The sequence below is a fragment of the Gymnodinialimonas ulvae genome (assembly GCF_037543845.1).
GTDB lineage: Bacteria > Pseudomonadota > Alphaproteobacteria > Rhodobacterales > Rhodobacteraceae > Gymnodinialimonas > Gymnodinialimonas ulvae.
In genome coordinates this window covers 1,517,884-1,537,536 of record NZ_JBBIFX010000001.1, presented here as the reverse complement: position 1 = coordinate 1,537,536, position 19,653 = coordinate 1,517,884, and the positions used below count along the sequence as shown (strand labels likewise).

The window sequence follows — 19,653 nt, the reverse complement described above, 5'->3', positions numbered from 1 at the left end:
CTCCTCTCTAGGGTCGCTTCAGCAATGGTCCGTATGAGAGGCAGGCCGCTCAATGCACGGGATGATCAATCGCGCCTTCCAGGGGTTTCTGGTCGATACCTACGGTCGTGAGGTCTGGGATGAGGTGCGCAGCGTTGCGCAACTCCGTTTCGTCGATTTCGAGGCGATGTTGCAATATGACGACCGGCTCACCCTATCCTGCTTCGACGCCGCAAGGACGCTTTTACATAAACATCCCAATGTGTTGCTGGAGGATCTTGGCACGTTCCTGATCACACATCCGCCCTACGCTCCGCTCAAGAGATTGCTGCGTTTTGGTGGGTCGACCCTATCGGATTTTCTGCTGTCGCTGGATGAGCTGCCGGAACGCGGACGCATGGCGATGCCCAATATCGAGATGCCCGAGATCGAGGTGTTCGCGGTCGATGAGCGCACCTTTCAGCTGAAAGCACGGTGGGTCTTGCCGGGAATCGGTCCGATTCTCCTGGGGGCTCTGCGGGCCATGGCGGATGATTATGGCGCATTGGCCACGTTGAGCCTCGACGGCTTCGACGGCAAAAAGGAATGCCTGCACATCGACATTTTCGATACCGCCCATTCCAAGGGCAACGCGTTCGTCTTGGGCGAGGTGCCGGCGTGAACATCCAAACCCCCAAAGCCGGCGGCGCGCTGGTCCTGCCGCAAAGTGTCATGGATGCGCTTCTGCCCATGCATATTCATATCGGCGCCGATGGCACGATCTTGCATGCGGGTCCGACCTGCGAACGGATGGTTGGTTCTCCGGGCAGTGTCGGACGCCAGATCCTTGATGTCTTTCGCATCAGGCGGCCTGATGGGATCGATAACTTTGATGCATTGATGCAAGCGGCCAATCAACGCCTGAGCCTGTCGCTCCGGCAGGCGGATCATCTGCCCTTCCGCGGTGTGATCCAGCCGTTGCCCGGCGGGGCCGGGGCCGTGATGAACTTGTCCTTCGGCCTCTCGTTCGCACGGGCCGTGACCGAATTTTCCCTAACGCTGACGGATTTTGCCCCCACCGATCAGACGGTGGAATTGCTGTATCTGAATGAGGCCAAAGCCTCCACCACGCGGCTGTCAGAACACCTCACCAACCGGCTGCAGGATGCCCATGCCATCGCCCAGGCACAGGCGCGTACAGATGTGCTGACGGGCCTGTCGAACCGGCGCGCGATGGACGACGAGCTGAAGTATCTGATTTCATCGCGCAATCAGGACTTCACCCTGATGCACCTCGATCTCGATCTGTTCAAACAAGTCAACGACACCCATGGCCATGCCGCAGGCGATGCGGTGTTGATGGAGATCGGCAAAATCCTCGACAGCGAATTGCGCCGCCACGACTTTCCGGCGCGGATCGGTGGCGATGAGTTCTTGATCGCCCTGCGCCCGGCGCAATCCGACGCTGTCGTCGCGCGGATTGCAAACCGCATCATTCGGCGCATTGAGGAACCGATCTACATCGAAGATATCACGGTCCGGATCTCCGCCAGTGTCGGGATTGCCTCGACCCCATCTTATCAAAGGCGTCCCGAGTTGAAGCAATTGATGGAAGATGTCGACAATGCGCTTTATGCGGCCAAACATAATGGCCGAGGCCAATACAGTATCTTTGATCCGGAGCTGGCGTGACGGATTACCGTCGTGCTGTCCTCCCTTTGACGCTGCACGCTCGTACGCGGAGCGAGGGTCCCCCACGGCTGTTTCGCCCACGCAGATCCGATACGTCCTGCAGGAGCCTGGGCGGCACGACAGATCGACTGCATCTCGTAGCGTTCGGGGTGAGGCGATGCGCCGTTCGACTGGCACATCAACACGATTGCCACCAAGAAGGCTTCCCGGCCGCGCTGGCCATTGGCGCTCGAAAGCAAGTCAGCCCGCTGACCTGTACATGGCGCGTCCGCGGCCTAGTTTCTCCTTCGTCGGCCCTCCGCCGCATTGAGCTCCGATCATGTCAGACCCCAGCCCTGCAAACTCCCTCCGGCCTCGGGCTGTCCCGACGGGCCGACTGACGCGGTTCACGCGCATGGGCGGGCTTGCCACAGGCCTGGCCGGACAGGCCGCGTTGGCCAAGGCGCGCGCGATCGTCAAAGGCGGGGAAGCCGATATGGCGGGCGCGCTGATGACCCCGCGCAACTTGACACGTATAACCGATCGCCTTGCGGAAATGCGCGGAGCGGCGATGAAATTGGGGCAGCTTTTGTCGATGGAAACGGGCGATGTCTTGCCGCCCGAACTGGCCGGCATCCTCGCACGGCTGCGCGCCGAGGGTGACGCAATGACGCCCGCGCAGGTGAAGGATGTGCTGACAGCGGCATATGGCGCTGATTTCAGACACCATTTCAAAAGCTTCTCAACGGCGCCGCTGGCGGCGGCCTCGATCGGGCAGGTGCACCGCGCCGTGGCGCGTGATGGCATGCGGCTTGCGTTGAAGCTGCAATATCCGGGCGTGAAAGATGCCATCGACAGCGACCTCGACAACGCTGCGGCGCTGATCCGGTGGTCCGGCCTTTGGCCGAAGGAACTCGACCTGGGGCCGCTTTTGACCGAGGCGCGCGTTCAGCTCCATGAAGAGGCTGATTACGCGCGCGAGGGTCGTTATCTTGCCCGGTTTGCAACGCATCTGGCCGACGACCCTCGCTTCGTCGTGCCGACATATCGCGACGATCTGTCGACCGACGTGGCGCTCGCGATGTCATTTGAGGATGCGGCTCCGATTGAGGCGCTGGCCGAGGCTCCGACCGATCGCGATGCGGCGATGTCAGCGTTGATCGAATTGTGCCTTCGCGAATTGTTCGAATTTCGCGTCATGCAGACGGACCCGAACTTTGCCAACTACCGCTGGCGCGCGGACACCGGCCAGATCGTTTTGCTGGATTTTGGTGCCACGCGCGAAATCCCTGCGCCGCTTGCGGACGGTCATTTGCGGCTGCTGAGAGCGGGATTGGACGGACAGCGCAGTGATATCCTGACGCAGCTGGAAGCCATAGGGTTTATCAGGCCAGGCCTGTCTGCGGCCCATCGTGACGCGATCCTCGATATGTCGGAGCTGGGTTTTTCCGCGCTTCGCCAGCCCGAGGCCTTTGATTTTGGCACGACGGACCTTGCAAACGACCTGCGAAAACGCGGCCAGATCATCGGGCAGGAGCGCGACCTGTGGCATATCCCGCCCGCCGATACGCTGTTTTTACAGCGCAAGATCGGTGGCTTGTACCTGCTGGCGACGCGGCTTGGGGCGCGGGTGGATTTGCGCGCGATCATGTCCAGCTTCCTGCGCTGAGCAAGTCTTCGCAGTCTATGCGGCCTTGTGCATCGGGGAAATCTGCGCTCGACTGCGCTACGCGAGGCAAGGCAAGGGAGACGCCCTATGGTCGACGACACGCGGCGTGGTGGGTACATCGCGCGGGACCGCGCATGGCAACCCGATGCGCTGACACCGCCCTACAAGACCAGCGTGAAGCGGAGCCCGCAGGCCGCACTGATCTCGTTCCCGACCACATTGAGCGAAGAGACGTCGCCCGTTTTCGGCCACGATATTCTGGGGCCGCTCGACAACGACTTGATCCGGAATTTTGCGCAACCCGGCGAGAGCGCCATCGGGCCACGGATCATCGTGCACGGCCACGTGCTTGATGAAAATGCCCGCCCGGTGGCCGGTGCCTTGGTGGAGTTTTGGCAGGCCAACGCCGGCGGGCGTTATCGGCACAAGAAAGAGGGCTATCTGGCCCCGCTGGATCCGAATTTCGGAGGCTGCGGACGCACCATCACGGGCGATGACGGCAGCTATGAGTTTCGCACGATCTTGCCCGGCCCCTATCCCTGGCCGAACGGCGCGAATGACTGGCGGCCGGCGCATATCCATTTTTCACTTTTTGGCCAAGGGTTTGCGCAGCGTTTAATCACGCAGATGTATTTCGACGGTGACCCGTTGATCCCGCTCTGCCCGATCGTGGGAGTGTTGAAAAGCCAAGTGGCAGTAGACGCATTGACGGCGACGCTCGACATGAAGCGCACGGTGCCGATGGACGCCCGCGCCTATCGCTTCGACATGGTGCTGCGGGGACGACGGCAAACCCATTTCGAGAACCGGGTGGAGGGGCTATGATGGGGCTGCGCGATGAACTCAAGGAGAGCCCAAGCCAGACGGCGGGTCCGTATGTGCACATCGGCTGCACCCCGAATTTCGCGGGGATCGGGATTTACGACCGCGATTTGGGTGCCGTGATGAAGACCGGGCCGGTGCGAGGACAGGAAATCACGATCAAGGGCACGGTGTTCGACGGAACCGAGACGGCGCTGAAGGATGCGATGGTCGAGATCTGGCAAGCAGACGCGGCGGGTCTGTTCAACTCTGCGAATGAAACGCGCGGGCAGGCGGATCCGCACTTCACCGGCTGGGGCCGGTCACCGGGCGATATGGAGACGGGAGAATTCACCTTCGAGACGGTCAAGCCCGGCCCGGTCCCATTTCCGGACGGGCGCATGCAGGCGCCTCATGTAAGCGTCTGGATCGTGGCGCGTGGGATCAACATCGGCCTGCAAACGCGGATTTATTTCGCGGACGAGGCCGAAGCCAACGCGGCTGACCCGGTGCTGTCGCAGATTGAACATCAGATCCGCCTTCCGACCCTTTTGGCGCATCCCGAAGAGGGCGGCGTTTATCGGTTCGACATTCATCTGCAGGGGCCGAAAGAAACGATCTTTTTCGACGTCTGACGCGGGATCGGATGCGCTGATTTGAAGCGCAGGCGGAGTTGGGTGTGAAATGTAGGGGACGTGGCAGCCCCTTGGGGGGGCGGGGAAGAGATGACGACTCAGAAGGTTGAATGGAGGTGGCATAGTTCAATGTGCCACAGGCGTCCGTAGTTTCCTGCAAGTCCTGTCCCGCTCGTTTTTTGGACGTTCCGCAGGTCGCAGGGCTTGATCAGAAGCCGACAGTCGTGCCGTTGATCTATCGCGCTCTGTCTGGCGCGAGCACCCGTTGGACAGAATTGGGGATTTGAGCAATTGTTGGTTTCTGGTTCATCGTGGCCTTCAAGAAGCAATGATGAATAAGAAGTCCGGAACATCGGGAGACGCAGCTGAAAAAATGGTCAAGGGCGTCTTGCGCAAGACCCCGCAAGACTTATGCGGCGGAGGAAGCGTCATACAGAAGGTGTGCCAAAGGCAGCAAAGCGTCTGCGCGATGTGTCAGCAGCACAAAACGACCTGCCCCCCCGTCGCGCCGTATCGTGTCAGCCTTGAAAAAGCATTTGGCCAATATTGCCGCCCTGGAGGCCGGCGATGTGGATGAGGCACTTGTTGCAACACGTGACCATTGGGAGAGCACAGTGCATTGGTTGGTGTCAGCGTCGGATAGGGCGCGAAAATCTGCGAACCAGATGAGCGGTGCTCAAAGGCAGTCTCTATAGCGGCGGCTCTAGAAGTTGTCCGGACGTGTGATGGTGTTTTTCCAGGTTGCGAGCAATTCGGCAGTGTTTGACGCAGATCTTCGGATTGCGTTCGCTAGGCCTGGTTCAGCATCTCTGACGCGCACCAAGGATGAACTTCTGTCCACAGGGGGATGGACCGCGCGAAGGCCGAATGAAAAACCAAAGGAAAAATCGGTCATTTCCGACCCTGCTTGCCGCGATCACGCTAGCCAATGCCGCGTCCCTTTGTCTAATAGAAGCTAAGGGTCGGCGATGGCGTCGCCAGCACTTGGTGCAAACCCTTATTCACTATCCTGAACGCCGGGATCTTGCTTTGTCGCGTGGGCGATGGGGGAGGGTTCCACTCCCGTCATCCGATCGCCCCTGCGCTTGATAGGAGTTGGTTTGATGGACCGTCCACAATTCTACCGTTTTCACCAGGGCGAAAAGACCCTTCCGTTTTCCGATGCGGAATATGAGGGCCGCCTCGCAAAGCTGCGCGCGGCCATGGCGGCGGAGGGGATTGATGCCTGTGTGCTGACCTCGATGCACAACGTCGCGTATTACTCGGGCTTTCTGTATTGCGCCTTTGGGCGGCCCTATGCGCAGGTGGTGACCGCGACCGAGACCGTGACGATGAGCGCGGGCATTGACGCCGCGCAGCCGTGGCGTCGCGGGTATGGCGACAACATCACCTACACCGATTGGCAGCGGAACAACTACTGGCGCGCGATCGTGTCTGTGACCGGGGTGGGCAAGGTCATCGGGTTCGAGGGCGATCACATTTCGATTGCGCAGATGGCGCTGTTGGATGAATTCCTGGCGCCCTCGGGCAAAAAGGACATCGCACCCACCACGATGCAGCTTCGGATGCACAAATCCGCCGCTGAGATCGAGCTGATCCGCGCAGGCGCGGCCACGGCCGACGTGGGCGGGTATGCCATCCGCGAGGCCATCAAGGCAGGCGCGCGCGAGGTAGACGTTGCCATGGCAGGGCGTGACGCGATGGAGTTGGAAATTGCGCGCCGTTTCCCCGACAGCGAGATCCGCGACACCTGGGTCTGGTTCCAGTCCGGCATAAACACCGACGGGGCCCATAATCCCGTCACCTGCCGCGCGTTGGAGCGGGGCGATATTTTGTCGCTCAACACCTTCCCGATGATCTCGGGCTACTACACGGCGCTGGAGCGGACGTTGTTCGTTGAGACGGTCGATGCGGCCTCGCTCAAGATCTGGGAGGCCAATGTCGCGGCCCACGAGCTTGGCATCAGCCTGCTGAAACCCGGCGCGTCCTGTGCGGAGGTCACCCACAAGATCAACGACTTCTTCGCAGAGCGGGATCTTCTACAATATCGCTCCTTCGGCTACGGCCATTCCTTCGGCGTGTTGTCGCATTACTACGGTCGGGAAGCGGGGCTTGAGCTGCGCGAAGACATCGACACGGTTCTGGAGCCCGGCATGGTGATCTCGATGGAGCCGATGCTGACGATCCCCGAAGGCCAACCCGGGGCAGGGGGCTACCGCGAGCATGACATCCTGATCATCACCGAAGAGGGCAACGAGAACATCACCGGCTATCCCTATGGGCCGGAGTTCAACGTGGTCGGCTGAGGAAGCCAGGGGGCTCGCCACAAACGAAAGTGGCTGGCCCTAAGTATCGGCGTCGGTTCCCTTGCGCATGCCGTAAGGCGTCTGACCAAACCGCTCTTTGTAAAGTCGCGAAAAGACCTGGGCAGAGCTGAACCCTGTGGCCGCAGCGACTTCACCGACACGCATGTCGGTTTCGACAAGCAGGGAGCGGCCACGATCCAAGCGTATCTTCGAATAGGTCTTGGCCGGGCTTTCGCCAAGAAACTTGCGAAAGTGACGCTCCAACTGACGTCGGGAGACGCCTGCAAGCTCTGCCAGGTCGTCCATCAACAATGGCTCTTCGATGTGGCGGTACATCTGTTGCACGACACTGACCAACTTCGGGTTGCGTGTGGCAAGTGCTGTTGCGAGCGAGGAGCGTTGCGGGCGATTTCCGCCCGGATCGGGGTCGTTGAGACACATGTCTGCGACGAGAACGGCAAAATCCCGGCCATAATCCTTTTCGATCCGATCGAGTATCATTTCGGCGGCTGCTGACCCGCCGCCACATGTCAGCATGGTCCCGTCTTCTTCGAAGCGGTTCTGGGTCGGCACAAGATCGGGAAAACTCTCGGTGAAACCGGGCTGGTTTTCCCAATGCAGGGTAAACCTTTTGCCCGCCAGCAGGCCCGCGCGCGCCAATGTGCCCGCGCCCGTGCAGATGCCGCCGTGCTGCGCGCCAAACCGCGCCCGCATGCGAATTTTCGCAATGGCTTTCTGGCTCACATTTTTCTGCCAGCTGTTTCCCGAACAGACGAGTAGTGGAAGGTCGTCCGCAATGTCAGAGAGCTTTCCATGGACACCCACGGTGAGGCCGGTGGATGACACAACCGGCGCGCCGTCTTCTGATACGACGTGCCAGCCATAGAGCGGATGTTGCGCCAGCTGGTTCGCGATCCGAAGGGGATCGAGCGCGGAACTGAATGCCAGCAAGGTAAAGTCCGGGACCAGCATAAAGCCAAACCAACGCGTCGGTCGCGGCGCCTTGATCGCACTGGTGAAAGCACCTTCCGGGATGACGGCGCTGTCCATCGAATGTTGGTCTCGGAGCGTCATCTTGCCAAGCGCTCAATATGTTGTCGCGGTGAAGGGATTGTGTTCGCGCGCTTCACCGCCGTCAACATGGCATGCTTACCCGCCGACAGGCTCCGGGCTTGGGGTGCGGCCCGCGTTGGGGAAGGTGCGCTCGGGCTGATAGGTGTCGAAGCTCGATAGGCGCTGTGCGTTGCACTCAGCCTGCCAGGGCGTGTTCTGTTGCACCGCCGTGACCACCTTGTACTTCGCGCGGTAGGCGTCAGTGGCAGGGTTTTCTTCCATGGCAACGGCGACCATTCCCGCGACCTTGCCGCCCTGGCGCTCCACCAGGCGGACTGCGCCGTCCATGGTGCCGCCGGTTTCCACCCATTGATCGGCCAGAAGCACGCGGGTGCCTTCGGCAAAGGCGGGCGTGCGCATTTCCATATCCTGGGTGCGACCGGAATAATTGCCGTAGCTTACCTTGTCGGTGTCCACGCAGAGCTTGCCGGATTTGCGGATCGGCAGGAACCCACGCCCCAACCGCGCGCCCAAGGCGGCGCCCAGAACGAACCCCATCGCATCCAGACCGGCGACCACGTCGATCTCGTTCGCATCCAGTTCTGCACACAGATCATCAAGCAAGTCGTTGAACGCGGTCGAATTGATGTAGATCGACGTCGGGTCCAGCCAGGCGAATTGCGGGCCCTTGGTGTTGGGCGACATCAGCGACAGATACCAGCGCGCATCGCGGGGGCCTTTGAGATCAGTCATACGGGTTCTCCTTGTTTGCGGGTGACCGCCAGAAGCGCGTCCAGCCTGTCGCGATCGATGTTGTAGAAGTCGCCCGGGTAATTGATGCCTGTGGCGACAAGGAAGCAGTTGACCAGCCCGCGGTAGCTGGCCGCGTTCTCGGGCGTGATGCCCGAGGCGAGCGCAAGCGGGGCATCTCCGATGGCCTCACGGAAGGTTTCGATTTTCGAAAGATCCGCCTCGTGCCCGGTGGCGATGCCCGATGTGCAGACAACGTCGAGGTAGGGCACGGACAGGCGCGCGGACCGGGCGTATTGGTCCTCGGCCACGGGCCGCTGCTTCTTGAAGGCAACGCCGCCCAGGTAAACGCCGGTCCAACCGCTGTCCTTACGGATCTGTTCGATTTCATCGGCCGTGGCTTGGCGGTCCTTGCGCTCATCTATCCTGGCATCGTCGGCCCAATACGCGTCTATGCGGCATCCCTCGCGGGCCAGTTGGCCTAGAATCGGGAATGCTATGTTGCCGGGTTGATCGAGGAAGTTGACGCCCAACCATAGATCAGGCCGGGCGGCACGAACCTCTTTCAGGATTGGCAAAAACGGATCAACCGGGAAGTCGTGATTGATCAAGAACGCGCCCGGGCAACCCGCCGCGTCGATCACATCAAGGTTGCGGAGGGCTTGATTGGCGTCAATGACATGAATGACGGGTGTCACCAATGTTTCGCCGGCCCGCGCGGCCTGTTTGAATGTGTCGTGGTTCAAGGGATGCCTCCGCCGTTTGCAATGCAGCCTAGCCAACGCATCGAAATTTCAGAAATTGATAGTTGATATGCATTCATAAATTATCAAAATGCACGGATGCCCAACAATATCCCCACAGACCTTCTTCGCAGCTTCGTGACCGTTGTCGATCTTGGTGGTTTCACCAAGGCGGCCAAGGCGCTTGGCCGAACGCAACCCGCCATCAGCCTGCAAATCCGCAGGTTGGAGGATATTCTGCAAACCAAGCTGATCCGCACGTCGGGCCGACAGTTCAGGTTGACCGATGATGGCGTGGCGCTTGGCCCCTATGCACGCCAGATGCTGCGGTTGAACGATGATCTCATCGCCTATTTCTCGGATTCTGCCTTGGCAGGTTGGATCAGGGTCGGTGTGCCGACGGATTTCTCCCACAGTTTCCTTCTGGAGGCGATTTCAGAGTTTGCCGCACGCCATCCCGATGTACGTATCGAGATCGAAAGCATGCTGTCGTCAGACCTTCGGGTCGCCTTGGCCAATGATCGGATTGATATCAGCGTGGCTCTCGTGCCGGAAGGTGACGTGCCGTATCTTGTCGAGACAACAACGGTGGAGCCCCTTTGGGCCGTCAAGAAAGACGTGCTGTTTGATCGCAAAGCCCCCATCCCCATCGTGCGCCATCCCGACCCCTGCGAATATGCGTCCCGGATGCGGAACGCTCTGCGCATGTCGGGCCGAAGCTGGCGCACGCAGTTGGTGTCACGTGACGTGGAAGGCTTGCAGTCTGCTGTTTTGGCCGGGTTGGGGGCCACAGCGCTGACGCCCGCGACGCTAAAGCCTGGAATGCGGGTTGCAGGCGAAGATGAGCGCTTTCCAAAGCTGGCCCCGTTGAAGATCGGGTTATTCTACAAGCATGCGGTGTTGCACGACGCCGGTCATGCACTGACGCAGCATCTGCTCGACCATATTCAGAAGAACGACCAACCCGCACCTGCATAAGAATTTTTAATCACTATATACAAACTGTAAATTTCCAAAATGGAGGGACTCGCGACTACGCTTGTTCCTAATTGATCGGCTGGCTCCGCAAATGGCGCTTGGTCCAAGAAATCTGAACGATCGACAAGGAGGTCCCATGTCCCATTCGAAGATGACGCTCACCCGGCGCGGATTGATGACAACCGCGGCCGGTGCCGCACTTGCGGTCCCGATGATCAACCGCGCCTGGGCGCAGGAGCCCACGCAGATCAACATGCTGGCGTGGTTTGGTCATGCAGAGCCGGACGTAGTTGCCGAGTTCGAGGAAGAGAACAACGTTCAATTCGTCCCGCAGTATTACGCGGGCGGCGACAACATGTTGGCGCTGATCGCACAATCGCCTCCGGGCACTTACGACCTTATCCTGTCGGATGCCGAGTTCGTGCAGCAGCTCAACGCCGCAGGCTATATCGAGGAAATGGACGCTTCGCTGTTCAATTTCGACGACTTCTTCCCCGAGTATCAGAACTTCCCCGGCCACTGGACCGACGACCAGCTTTGGTCCGTCATGGTGCGCTATGGCCTGCTTGGTGTGTCCTACAACACCGATGTGCTGACCGCCGAAGAAGCGATGAGCTACAACGCATTCTGGAATGAGAAGGTCACGGGTCGCGTCGGTCATTTCGACTGGCACCTGCCGAACCTTGGCCAGATCTCTCTGCTGGCCGGAAACCGTGCGCCCTCGCCGTTTGATATCGACGACGCGGCCTGGCAGGCGGTGCAGGAACGCACCCTCAGCCTCAAGCCGCAGGTTGGCGGCTATTTTGATTACGGTGGCACCTTTGCCTCCATGAGCAACGGCGAGATCACCGCGATGGCGGGCATCGGGGATTGGATCACGGGCGTTCTGCAAAAGGACGGCGCGCCGGTGGCCAGTGTCATTCCGGAAGAGGGTGGCATTCAGTGGACGGAAAGCTATTCCATCGGTCGCGGCTCCACCAAGCAGGAGATCGTGAACGAGTTTATCCAATACATGCTCAGCCCGCGCGGTCAGCTGAAATCCATCCAGATGGCGGCCTATCCGGGCCTGTCGCCCACCCGCTCCGGTTGGGCAGCGATCCAGGCGGAAAACCCGGCGGAGGCAGAGCGTTCCGGCATGATCGAGGGCCATGCACAAAGCCCGATCAACCTGTTGCAGCAAGAACGCCTGTTCTTCCGCGACATCCCGCGTCAGCAGACGCTGGAGGACTGGAACGACTTCTGGTCTGAATACAAGACAGCCTGATCCACCGACCTATGGGCCGCGCCGCATCGTGTGGCGCGGCCTTTCCCCATTTCGGACCCGCGCCTGTGCCCAGAAGCAACTTCGTCTATCGATCCGTCTGGCAATGGCCCTTGTTGATCTGGCAGGGGTTGTTCTTCATCGGCCCGCTGCTCCTGATGGTGGCAATGACCTTCTGGCTGGTGCGCAACTACCGGATGGAGCCCGATTTCGTCTTCGACAATTGGGAACGGATGCTGACGCGCGGCTTTTTCTGGGATGCCTATTTCGTGACCTTGGGTCGCGCCGCATTGGCCGCCACTTTGGCCAGTCTGATCGCGTTTCCGGCCTCCTTCGCGCTGGCCTTCCGCGCGTCCGAGACAGTGCGTCGTTGGGCCATTTTCTTTCTGATTGTGCCGTTTTTCACGTCATACCTTGTGCGCATCTACGCGTGGCAGGTGCTTCTTGCCGAAAGCGGCCCGTTGAACGGGTTGCTTGGCTATGTGGGCCTTGGCCCGTTCACCATGCTCAACTCCGGCTTCGGGGCGATGGTGGGCTACATGACGTTGGTGTTGCCGCTCGTAGTCATTCTGCAGACCTTCAGCCTCGCCGCCGTCGACCGCAACCTGATCGAGGCCGCGCGCAACTTGGGTGCCAATCCGCGTGCAACGCTGTTCCGGGTCATCGTGCCTGCTGCCAAAATCGGTCTGATCATCGGCTTTGTCTTTGCGTTCATCCTGACCTTTGGGGATTTCGTCAGCCCGGCTTATCTGGGGGGGTCCAACCCGCCGACACTCTCGATCCTGATCGTGGATACCACCAAATCCGGCCAGCAATGGCCACGCGCCTCTGTGGTCGCACTGATGATGATCGTTACGCTCTTCATCGTGGCCTTCGCAGCGGTCGCCGCAGCCTATCGGCGGAAGGAGTGAGCCATGGGTAGGTCACTCTCCTGGGTCTATGTTGCGGCGCTTTTTGCTTTCGTTTTTGCGCCGATCCTCACCTCGATGGTGTTTTCATTCAATTCCGACCGTTTCCCGACGGTTCCCTTGGGCGAGTTCACGACCCATTGGTATGAGACGGCGTTTTCCCGCCCCGAGGTCTGGACCGCCTTCCGCAATTCGCTGGTCGTCGCGGCCTCGGCGGCGGCCCTGTCCACCTTCATCGGCTTTGCCACCGCCTATACCGATTTTCGCTTCGGCTTCCGGTTCAAGAGCGCCTACCTCGCCCTCGCGCTTCTGCCGCCGACGATCCCGCTGGTGATCATGGGCCTCGCGATGCTGGCGTGGTTGTCGCAACTGGGCCTGTCGGGCACGATCCAGGGCATAATCATCGCCCACACCGTGATGGGCGCGCCCTTCGCCATGGCGATCTGCCGCCTGCGCCTGCAACAAATGGACCCGTCGCTGGAGGCCGCCGCGCGCAACCTGGGTGCGTCGCCCTGGCGGGCCATGCGCACCGTCGTGATTCCGTTCTGCATGCCTGCGATCATCTCGGCCTATTGCCTGACAGCGGCGGTCAGCTTTGATGAGTTCATGGTCGCCTGGTTCGTTTCGGGTCTGCATCGCACGGTGCCCGTCATCATCCTCGAAATTCTGCAAGGCAACGTCGATCCGCAGATCAACGCCATCGGCACCGTTGTCTTCCTGACCTCGATGACTTTGGTCATCGTGTCGCAACTGCTCATTCTCAGAAAGTCCGCGAAATGACCGCTGCCGATCCCCTCGTCGATTTCTCGGGCGTCAAGAAGAACTACGGCACCTTCGAGGCCGTCAAGACACTGGACCTGACCATCGGGCGTGGTGAATTCGTTGCCATCATGGGGCCGTCGGGCTGCGGCAAGACGACGACGCTGCGCATGTTGGCGGGGCTGGAGAATCCGACCGCAGGAACCATTCGCATTGACGGCCAGGTCATGAACGACGTGCCGGTGCATGAGCGGGACACGCCGCTGGTGTGGCAATCTCTGGCGTTGTTTCCGTTCCTGAACGTCGTGGAAAACGTTGAATTCGGCCTCAAAATGCGTGGTGTGGAGGCGAAAGAGCGCCGCGACCGCGCGATGCTGTGGCTCGACCGGATGGGCTTGAAGGGGTTCGAGACACGTCCCGTTGATGCTTTGTCCGGCGGCCAACGGCAGCGGGTTGCGCTTGCGCGGTCGCTGGTGACCGAACCGCAGATGCTCCTTCTGGATGAGCCGCTGTCCGCGCTCGACGCGCATCTGGTGATCCGGATGCAAGGTGTGTTGACCAAGCTGCAAAAGGAACTGGGGATCACCTTCGTTTACGTGACCCACTCCCAGTCCGAAGCCTTCGCCATGGCGGACCGGGTGGTGATCATGGGACAGGGCGAGATCGCGCAGATCGGGACTCCGCAAGAAATCTTCCGCGCCCCCAACAATCGTTTCGTGGCCGAGTTCGTGGGCCGCAACAACATCCTTGAAGGCACCGTGAGCGGCGGCATCATCACCATCGATGGCGCGGAATATCCGCTGCCCGGAGCCGCAGATGGCCCGGCCGAGATTGTGGTGGCCGCCGACCGGATGGAAATCCATGCCACGGTGTCCGACGCGGCCGCGATCCCCGCCGAGTTTGTCTCTGAAGAGTTCGCAGGCACCGGGATCATCTGCTACTTTGAGGGCCCGGACGGCGAGGAACTCAAAGCCCAAGTCAATGAGACGCAGCTTGCGGCCCTCGCGCCGGAGCCGGGACAGACCTTCTGGCTCAGCTGGCTCCCGGATGCGGCCCACGTGATGGCGGGATAGAGACGATGGCGTTTGATTTATTGCTGAAGAATGGCGTTTTGCCGGACGGGTGCCGCGCCGATATCGCGATGTCGGACGGCTTCATTCAGGCGGTCGAACCCGGCATCACGGCAGAGGCCGCCGAGGTGATCGATGCGGGTGGCAAGCTGGTAAGTCCGCCTTTTGTCGACGCCCATTTCCATATGGATGCGACGCAAAGCTACGGCCAGCCGCGCGTAAACCAATCGGGCACGTTGCTGGAAGGGATCGTTCTCTGGAGCGAGTTGAAACAGCTTCAATCCCGTGAAGACATCGTTGCCCGCGCGTTGAAATATTGCCGCGAGGCGATCGGGAAAGGCGTGCTGGCGATCCGCAGTCACGTCGATGTCACCGACGAGAGCTTCAACACCGTCGAAGCGTTGCTAGAGGTCCGCGACCGCGTGCGCGGCGTGTTGGACCTGCAACTCGTGGCCTTCCCGCAAGATGGTTGGTTCCGATCTGAGGGAGCCGACGCCAACGTTGTGCGCGCCTTGGATGCAGGCGTCGATGTTGTGGGCGGCATCCCGCATTTTGAACGGACCATGGCCGACGGGGCAGCCGCCGTGCGCGCGGCCTGCGAATTGGCAGCGGACCGTGGCTTGATGGTCGATTTGCATTGCGATGAAAGCGACGACCCGCTCAGTCGACATATCGAGACGTTGGCATCTGAGACCATCCGTTGCGGTCTACAGGGCCGCGCGACCGGATCGCACCTGACGTCGATGCACTCGATGGACAACTATTACGTTGCCAAACTGCTGCCTCTGATCACAGAGGCACGTGTCAATGCCATTCCAAACCCTCTGATTAACATCACGCTTCAGGGGCGGATGGACAGCTACCCCAAACGACGCGGCATGACCCGCGTGCCTGAGTTGCTGGCCGCAGGTGTTACGGTCGCCTTTGGGCAGGACTGCGTCCAGGATCCTTGGTATCCGTTGGGCTCTGGCGACATGCTGGATGTGGCTCATATGGGCCTGCACGTCGCGCATATGACATCGCCTGATGCCATGCGGACGGCGTTTGATATGGTCACACGGACGCCTGCGGGCATTTTGGGGCTGAATTTCGGGCTGGAGCCTGGCAAACGGGCCAGCTTGGTGCTTCTTGATGCGACCAGTGCAATTGATGCACTTCGCCTGCGGCCCGCGCGACTTCTTGTCGTCTCAAACGGATGCGTCGTCGCGCGCACTACCCCCTCTACGACGGAAATGACTGCCGACTTCTGACGGGCCGCAATGTGGGCCTATAGGATGGCCTAACAGGGAGTATTCCAACCGGGGACCGTAAGAACTTGGCCTGGGATGGCCGGCCATCAGACATCGAAAGAAGTCACCGGCTACACCAATTGTGAGTCACAAGAATTGAGGGCTGCGAGTGCGTTGCAAAACCTCGCACGACCCAATCAGAAAGCAAAAAGTGTCCCACGTTTTGCCACGCACCACAGCGGCGGGACAATTTCGCGTCGCAAGTCGCGGAAATTACGGGATCTTTCTGAACAGTGGCAGCCCGTAGGGGAATCGAACCCCTCTTTCCAGGTTGAAAACCTGGCGTCCTAACCGATAGACGAACGGGCCACGCTGGCAGTGACGTGGTGTCTAGAAAAACCATGCCGCGGGTTCAAGCGGATTCTTTGCCCTAAGCCCGCGAAACTTCACTCGGCCCAGGCGGCATCTTCCAGGCGCAGTTGCACGGTCGTGCGGCCCTGCCAATGGTTCAACTCGACCCGTCCCGCGACATGCACCGCGCGCCCGTTGTGCGATTGCAGTGCGTCGAGGCCCGATGTGACAGCGTCGAAACAGATCGCATCAAGCGTGACCGGTCCGCCATCACCAAAGGTCAACTTGAGGTGGGTTTCGCCAACGGGGCGTGTGTGACGGATGCGCAGGCCGGGCAGGGCAAAACGTGGCGCGGGGGCACCTGCGCCAAACGGGCCCGCGGCCTCGAGCTGTTCCAGAAGCTCGGGCGTTGCGGCGCCCGGCATAAGCGTGGCGTCCAGGCGCAGGTCGGCCGGGCCGCTCTGCCCCGCGCCCTGCTTGGCCAGAAGCTCCGACAGGCGGGCCATCGCCGGGTCAAGTTGCCTGCGGGTGAGCGACAGGCCCGCCGCCATCTTGTGACCCCCGCCTTTTTCGATCAGCCCTTCGGCGGCGAGTTTCTGGATCGATGCGCCAAGGTCGACACCCGCGACGGATCGGCCCGAGCCTTTCCCGTCGTCTCCGTCGAAGCCGATCACCACGGCGGGTCGGCGGGTGCGGTCCTTCAGCCGCGAGGCCACAATCCCAACGACGCCCGGATGCCAGCCATCTTCCGCCGCCCAGATCAGCGGCGCGTCAAGCCCGCGCCCCTCGGCCTGGGCAAGGGCGGCTTCGCGCACCCGCATCTCGATCTCGCGTCGGTCGGTGTTCAGGGTATCGAGGCGCGCGGCGATATTCTCGGCTTCGGCCATGCTGTCCGTGGACAGAAGCCGCGCGCCGAGGTCTGCGGCGCCGATCCGTCCACCGGCATTGACACGCGGCCCCAGCACGAAGCCCAGGTGATAGGAGGTCGGCGCGCGGTCCAGGCGGCCCACATCCGACAGCGCCACAAGGCCGGGTCGCGCACGTCGTGCCATGACCTTCAGGCCCTGCCGCACAAGCGCCCGGTTCACCCCGGTCAACGGCGCCACATCCGCCACCGTGGCCAGTGCCACGAGGTCCAGCATCGCCATCAAATCCGGGCCCTGCACCATGTCCGCGCGCAGGCGGCGGTTCGCCTCCACCAGCACCATAAAGACCACGCCCGCCGCGCAAAGGTGGCCAAGCGCGCCGCTTTCATCCTGCCGGTTCGGGTTCACGACAGCCACGCACTCGGGAAGTTCCGCGCTGGCCAGGTGGTGATCCAACACGATCACATCGGCCCCCACGGCCGCCGCAATCGGCCCGTGCGAGAGGGTCCCGCAATCGACGCAGATGATCAGGTCGTGATCCCGCGCCAACGCTGACATCGCCTCGTCATTTGGGCCGTAGCCTTCGTCGATCCGGTCGGGAACGTAGAGCGTCGCAGAGCGGTTGAGCGCTCGCAACCACCAGATCAACAGCGCGGCAGAAGACCCGCCATCCACATCGTAATCGGCAAAGACCGCAATGCGTTCGCCGGCGCGGGCCGCCGCGACAAGTCGTTCGGCAGCGGGCTCCATGTCGCGCAACGTCATCGGATCGGGCAGGAGGTCGCGCAGAGCCGGGGCCAGAAACGCGGACGCTTCGTCGGGTGACACACCCCGGTGCGCAAGGATCGCGGCCACGGCAGGCGGTAGATCTGCGCGTTGAACCAGCGCCTCAGCCTTCCGGGTGAGATCGTCGGAGGGGCCGACCCAGCGACGCCCCGTCAGCGAGGTTTCGACACCAAGGTAGCTCATGGCCCCTCGGTCAGGATCGTATCGGTCGCAAGCGCGGTGCAGAATTCGCCGTGCAGGTGGCTGATCGCGGTGTCGTGGATCACCTGCGGATCCGGTGCGGTGAGGGTCGGGGCCCAATCGGTGGCGGCGTTGGATGCAAACGCGGCGCAGGCGTCATGGGCCAGCCGCACGTTGAAGCCGAGGTTTGCGGCCATTCGGGTTGTGGTCGAGACGCAATGCGGCGTGGTCAGCCCGCAAATCACAAGGTCACCGACGCTGGACTGGGTCAGGTGATCTTCCAACTCGGTGCCGATGAAGGCGGAATTGACGGATTTCTCGAAGATCGGCTCATGGTCAAGCGGCGCGACTTCGGGTTTGAAGATCGTGCCCTCGGACACCAACGGGCTGCCGAATTCGCTGCTGACATGGCGAATGTGGCAGATCGGGGCGGCCCATTTGCGCCATTCGGCCAACAGGCGGCCCGCGTTTGTCTCGGCGCCGGGGTTGTTGCGCGCGCCCCAGACGGGGGCTTCGAACCCCATCTGGATGTCGATCAGGATCAGCGCCGAGGCCATGCCCGTCCGCCCGCCCGTCAAGCGCGCGGGTTGCGGTAGCTCATCCGCCGGACGGAGCCGGTTTTGGAGCGCATCAGGATCGTCTCGGTGGTCAGGTGCGTCGGTTCGCGAACGATGCCGGGCAGGATCGAGCCGTCTGTGACGCCGGTCGCGGCAAAGATCACATCGGCGGTCACCATGTCGTCGCGGGAATAGATCCGGTCGAGGTCCTTGATCCCGGCCTTGGCCGCGCGGCCCTTTTCATCATCGTTGCGGAAGGTCAGGCGGCCCCACATCTGCCCGCCCATGCATTTCAGCGCCGCGGCGGCCAGAACGCCCTCGGGCGCGCCGCCAGAGCCCATGTACATGTCGATGCCGGTTTTCTCGGATTCGGCGCAATGGATCACGCCGGCCACATCGCCGTCGGTGATCAGGCGGATCGCGGCGCCGGTTTCGCGCAATTGCTTGATCATGGGTTCGTGGCGCGGCCGGTCGAGCACGCAGACGGTGACATCGGCGGTGGTGCATTGCTTGGCGGCGGCGAGAAGGCGCACGCGCTCGCCGGGTGTCTGATCGAGGCTGACGATGTTTTCGGGGAAGCCGGGGCCGATGGCGAGCTTGTCCATGTAGACATCGGGCGCGTGCAGCATGGAGCCGCGCGGGCCCATGGCGATCACGGTGAGCGCGTTGGGCATATCCTTGGCGGTCAGGGTCGTGCCTTCGAGCGGGTCGAGGGCGATGTCGACCTCGGGGCCGTTGCCTGCGCCGACCTCTTCGCCGATGTAGAGCATGGGCGCTTCGTCGCGCTCGCCCTCACCGATGACGACGACGCCGGAAATGTCGAGGCGGTTGAGCTGCTCGCGCATGGCGTTGACGGCGGCCTGATCGGCGGCTTTCTCGTCACCGCGCCCGACCCATTCGGCTGAAGCGATGGCGGCGGCCTCGGAGACGCGGGCGAGCCCGAGTGAAAGCAAACGGTCGTTGAAGTCTTTCTTGGCCATGGAAATCCCTGCGCAAGTTGTAAGCGGTTGGCACTGCCATAGCGGGCGGGGTTGGGCGCGACAAGGCTGGGGGCGCTAACGGGATGGGCGGGCACGAAGGCGGCCTGTGCACGTTGATCATTCATTTATGAATAGATCGGGT

Annotated in this window: 18 protein-coding genes and 1 tRNA gene; 12 read left to right on the top strand and 7 right to left on the bottom strand. The window is 61.5% G+C overall.

What is annotated here, in order from left to right:
- Window positions 1–52: 52 nt before the first annotated feature.
- The 6 genes from V8J83_RS07380 to V8J83_RS07355 all read left to right on the top strand — a co-directional run bounded on the left by V8J83_RS07380 (window position 53) and on the right by V8J83_RS07355 (window position 7,040).
- Window positions 53–640 (top strand): heme NO-binding domain-containing protein, encoded by a 588-nt coding sequence (locus V8J83_RS07380; RefSeq protein WP_339984991.1) that lies wholly within the window; start codon window positions 53–55, stop codon window positions 638–640.
- A complete protein-coding gene (locus V8J83_RS07375; RefSeq protein ID WP_339984989.1) occupies window positions 637–1,650 on the top strand; it encodes a GGDEF domain-containing protein in 1,014 nt (337 codons plus the stop codon). Before V8J83_RS07380 ends, V8J83_RS07375 begins: the two co-directional genes overlap by 4 nt.
- A 319-nt stretch (window positions 1,651–1,969) precedes the next feature.
- Window positions 1,970–3,298, top strand: coding sequence for an ABC1 kinase family protein (locus V8J83_RS07370; RefSeq protein ID WP_339984987.1), 1,329 nt, complete (start codon window positions 1,970–1,972; stop codon window positions 3,296–3,298).
- A gap of 87 nt (window positions 3,299–3,385) precedes the next feature.
- Window positions 3,386–4,123: a protocatechuate 3,4-dioxygenase subunit beta gene (gene pcaH / locus V8J83_RS07365; protein WP_339984985.1), complete on the top strand. Its 738-nt coding sequence runs from the start codon at window positions 3,386–3,388 to the stop codon at window positions 4,121–4,123.
- The gene (pcaG, locus tag V8J83_RS07360) at window positions 4,120–4,734 is read left to right on the top strand and encodes a protocatechuate 3,4-dioxygenase subunit alpha (RefSeq protein WP_339984983.1); all 615 of its coding nucleotides are present in this window, start codon (window positions 4,120–4,122) and stop codon (window positions 4,732–4,734) included. Before pcaH ends, pcaG begins: the two co-directional genes overlap by 4 nt.
- A gap of 1,103 nt (window positions 4,735–5,837) precedes the next feature.
- On the top strand, window positions 5,838–7,040 hold the full coding sequence (locus tag V8J83_RS07355; RefSeq protein ID WP_339984981.1) for an aminopeptidase P family protein: 1,203 nt from the start codon (window positions 5,838–5,840) through the stop codon (window positions 7,038–7,040).
- A gap of 39 nt (window positions 7,041–7,079) precedes the next feature.
- On the opposite strand, the gene V8J83_RS07350 is transcribed toward V8J83_RS07355, so the two are convergent.
- The 3 genes from V8J83_RS07350 to V8J83_RS07340 all read right to left on the bottom strand — a co-directional run bounded on the left by V8J83_RS07350 (window position 7,080) and on the right by V8J83_RS07340 (window position 9,589).
- Window positions 7,080–8,090 carry a GlxA family transcriptional regulator gene (locus V8J83_RS07350; RefSeq protein ID WP_339984979.1) on the bottom strand — a complete coding sequence of 337 codons (1,011 nt, stop codon included), beginning with the start codon at window positions 8,088–8,090 and terminating at the stop codon, window positions 7,080–7,082.
- A 99-nt stretch (window positions 8,091–8,189) separates the two neighbouring features.
- Window positions 8,190–8,846 (bottom strand): phosphoribosyltransferase family protein, encoded by a 657-nt coding sequence (locus V8J83_RS07345; RefSeq protein WP_339984977.1) that lies wholly within the window; start codon window positions 8,844–8,846, stop codon window positions 8,190–8,192.
- The gene (locus tag V8J83_RS07340; protein WP_339984975.1) at window positions 8,843–9,589 is read right to left on the bottom strand and encodes a BtpA/SgcQ family protein; all 747 of its coding nucleotides are present in this window, start codon (window positions 9,587–9,589) and stop codon (window positions 8,843–8,845) included. Before V8J83_RS07340 ends, V8J83_RS07345 begins: the two co-directional genes overlap by 4 nt.
- Window positions 9,590–9,685: 96 nt before the next feature.
- On the opposite strand from V8J83_RS07340, the gene V8J83_RS07335 reads away from it, so the two are divergent.
- From V8J83_RS07335 to V8J83_RS07310, 6 genes are all read left to right on the top strand, one after another.
- Complete coding sequence (locus V8J83_RS07335) at window positions 9,686–10,564, top strand: LysR substrate-binding domain-containing protein (RefSeq protein WP_339984973.1); 879 nt, start codon at window positions 9,686–9,688, stop codon at window positions 10,562–10,564.
- 136 nt (window positions 10,565–10,700) lie between these two features.
- The gene (locus V8J83_RS07330; RefSeq protein ID WP_339984971.1) at window positions 10,701–11,828 is read left to right on the top strand and encodes an ABC transporter substrate-binding protein; all 1,128 of its coding nucleotides are present in this window, start codon (window positions 10,701–10,703) and stop codon (window positions 11,826–11,828) included.
- A 65-nt stretch (window positions 11,829–11,893) separates the two neighbouring features.
- Window positions 11,894–12,736: an ABC transporter permease gene (locus tag V8J83_RS07325; RefSeq protein ID WP_339984969.1), complete on the top strand. Its 843-nt coding sequence runs from the start codon at window positions 11,894–11,896 to the stop codon at window positions 12,734–12,736.
- 3 nt (window positions 12,737–12,739) lie between these two features.
- Window positions 12,740–13,513 (top strand): ABC transporter permease, encoded by a 774-nt coding sequence (locus V8J83_RS07320; RefSeq protein WP_339984967.1) that lies wholly within the window; start codon window positions 12,740–12,742, stop codon window positions 13,511–13,513.
- The gene (locus tag V8J83_RS07315; RefSeq protein WP_339984965.1) at window positions 13,510–14,565 is read left to right on the top strand and encodes an ABC transporter ATP-binding protein; all 1,056 of its coding nucleotides are present in this window, start codon (window positions 13,510–13,512) and stop codon (window positions 14,563–14,565) included. Before V8J83_RS07320 ends, V8J83_RS07315 begins: the two co-directional genes overlap by 4 nt.
- A gap of 5 nt (window positions 14,566–14,570) precedes the next feature.
- Window positions 14,571–15,812 carry a cytosine deaminase gene (locus tag V8J83_RS07310; protein WP_339984963.1) on the top strand — a complete coding sequence of 414 codons (1,242 nt, stop codon included), beginning with the start codon at window positions 14,571–14,573 and terminating at the stop codon, window positions 15,810–15,812.
- 273 nt (window positions 15,813–16,085) lie between these two features.
- Here the strand turns inward: V8J83_RS07310 and V8J83_RS07305 are convergent.
- The 4 genes from V8J83_RS07305 to glpX form a co-directional block, all read right to left on the bottom strand.
- A tRNA-Glu gene (locus V8J83_RS07305) sits at window positions 16,086–16,160 on the bottom strand.
- A gap of 77 nt (window positions 16,161–16,237) precedes the next feature.
- Entirely contained in the window at window positions 16,238–17,977 is a 1,740-nt protein-coding gene (gene recJ / locus V8J83_RS07300) for a single-stranded-DNA-specific exonuclease RecJ (protein WP_339984961.1), read from the bottom strand.
- The gene (locus V8J83_RS07295; protein ID WP_339984959.1) at window positions 17,974–18,531 is read right to left on the bottom strand and encodes a cysteine hydrolase family protein; all 558 of its coding nucleotides are present in this window, start codon (window positions 18,529–18,531) and stop codon (window positions 17,974–17,976) included. The genes recJ and V8J83_RS07295 overlap by 4 nt, the downstream gene beginning before the upstream one ends.
- Window positions 18,532–18,548: 17 nt before the next feature.
- Window positions 18,549–19,511, bottom strand: coding sequence for a class II fructose-bisphosphatase (gene glpX / locus V8J83_RS07290; RefSeq protein WP_339984957.1), 963 nt, complete (start codon window positions 19,509–19,511; stop codon window positions 18,549–18,551).
- Window positions 19,512–19,653 lie beyond the last annotated feature (142 nt).

What these genes read in the sequence shown, in the direction of transcription:
- V8J83_RS07380 (WP_339984991.1), top strand. Translation starts at nt 53, where the DNA reads ATGCACGGGATGATCAATCGCGCCTTCCAGGGGTTTCTGGTCGATACC.
- V8J83_RS07370 (WP_339984987.1), top strand. Translation starts at nt 1,970, where the DNA reads ATGTCAGACCCCAGCCCTGCAAACTCCCTCCGGCCTCGGGCTGTCCCG.
- pcaH (WP_339984985.1), top strand. Translation starts at nt 3,386, where the DNA reads ATGGTCGACGACACGCGGCGTGGTGGGTACATCGCGCGGGACCGCGCA.
- pcaG (WP_339984983.1), top strand. Translation starts at nt 4,120, where the DNA reads ATGATGGGGCTGCGCGATGAACTCAAGGAGAGCCCAAGCCAGACGGCG.
- V8J83_RS07355 (WP_339984981.1), top strand. Translation starts at nt 5,838, where the DNA reads ATGGACCGTCCACAATTCTACCGTTTTCACCAGGGCGAAAAGACCCTT.
- V8J83_RS07350 (WP_339984979.1), bottom strand. Translation starts at nt 8,090, where the DNA reads ATGGACAGCGCCGTCATCCCGGAAGGTGCTTTCACCAGTGCGATCAAG.
- V8J83_RS07345 (WP_339984977.1), bottom strand. Translation starts at nt 8,846, where the DNA reads ATGACTGATCTCAAAGGCCCCCGCGATGCGCGCTGGTATCTGTCGCTG.
- V8J83_RS07335 (WP_339984973.1), top strand. Translation starts at nt 9,686, where the DNA reads ATGCCCAACAATATCCCCACAGACCTTCTTCGCAGCTTCGTGACCGTT.
- V8J83_RS07330 (WP_339984971.1), top strand. Translation starts at nt 10,701, where the DNA reads ATGTCCCATTCGAAGATGACGCTCACCCGGCGCGGATTGATGACAACC.
- V8J83_RS07320 (WP_339984967.1), top strand. Translation starts at nt 12,740, where the DNA reads ATGGGTAGGTCACTCTCCTGGGTCTATGTTGCGGCGCTTTTTGCTTTC.
- V8J83_RS07315 (WP_339984965.1), top strand. Translation starts at nt 13,510, where the DNA reads ATGACCGCTGCCGATCCCCTCGTCGATTTCTCGGGCGTCAAGAAGAAC.
- V8J83_RS07310 (WP_339984963.1), top strand. Translation starts at nt 14,571, where the DNA reads ATGGCGTTTGATTTATTGCTGAAGAATGGCGTTTTGCCGGACGGGTGC.
- recJ (WP_339984961.1), bottom strand. Translation starts at nt 17,977, where the DNA reads ATGAGCTACCTTGGTGTCGAAACCTCGCTGACGGGGCGTCGCTGGGTC.
- V8J83_RS07295 (WP_339984959.1), bottom strand. Translation starts at nt 18,531, where the DNA reads ATGGCCTCGGCGCTGATCCTGATCGACATCCAGATGGGGTTCGAAGCC.
- glpX (WP_339984957.1), bottom strand. Translation starts at nt 19,511, where the DNA reads ATGGCCAAGAAAGACTTCAACGACCGTTTGCTTTCACTCGGGCTCGCC.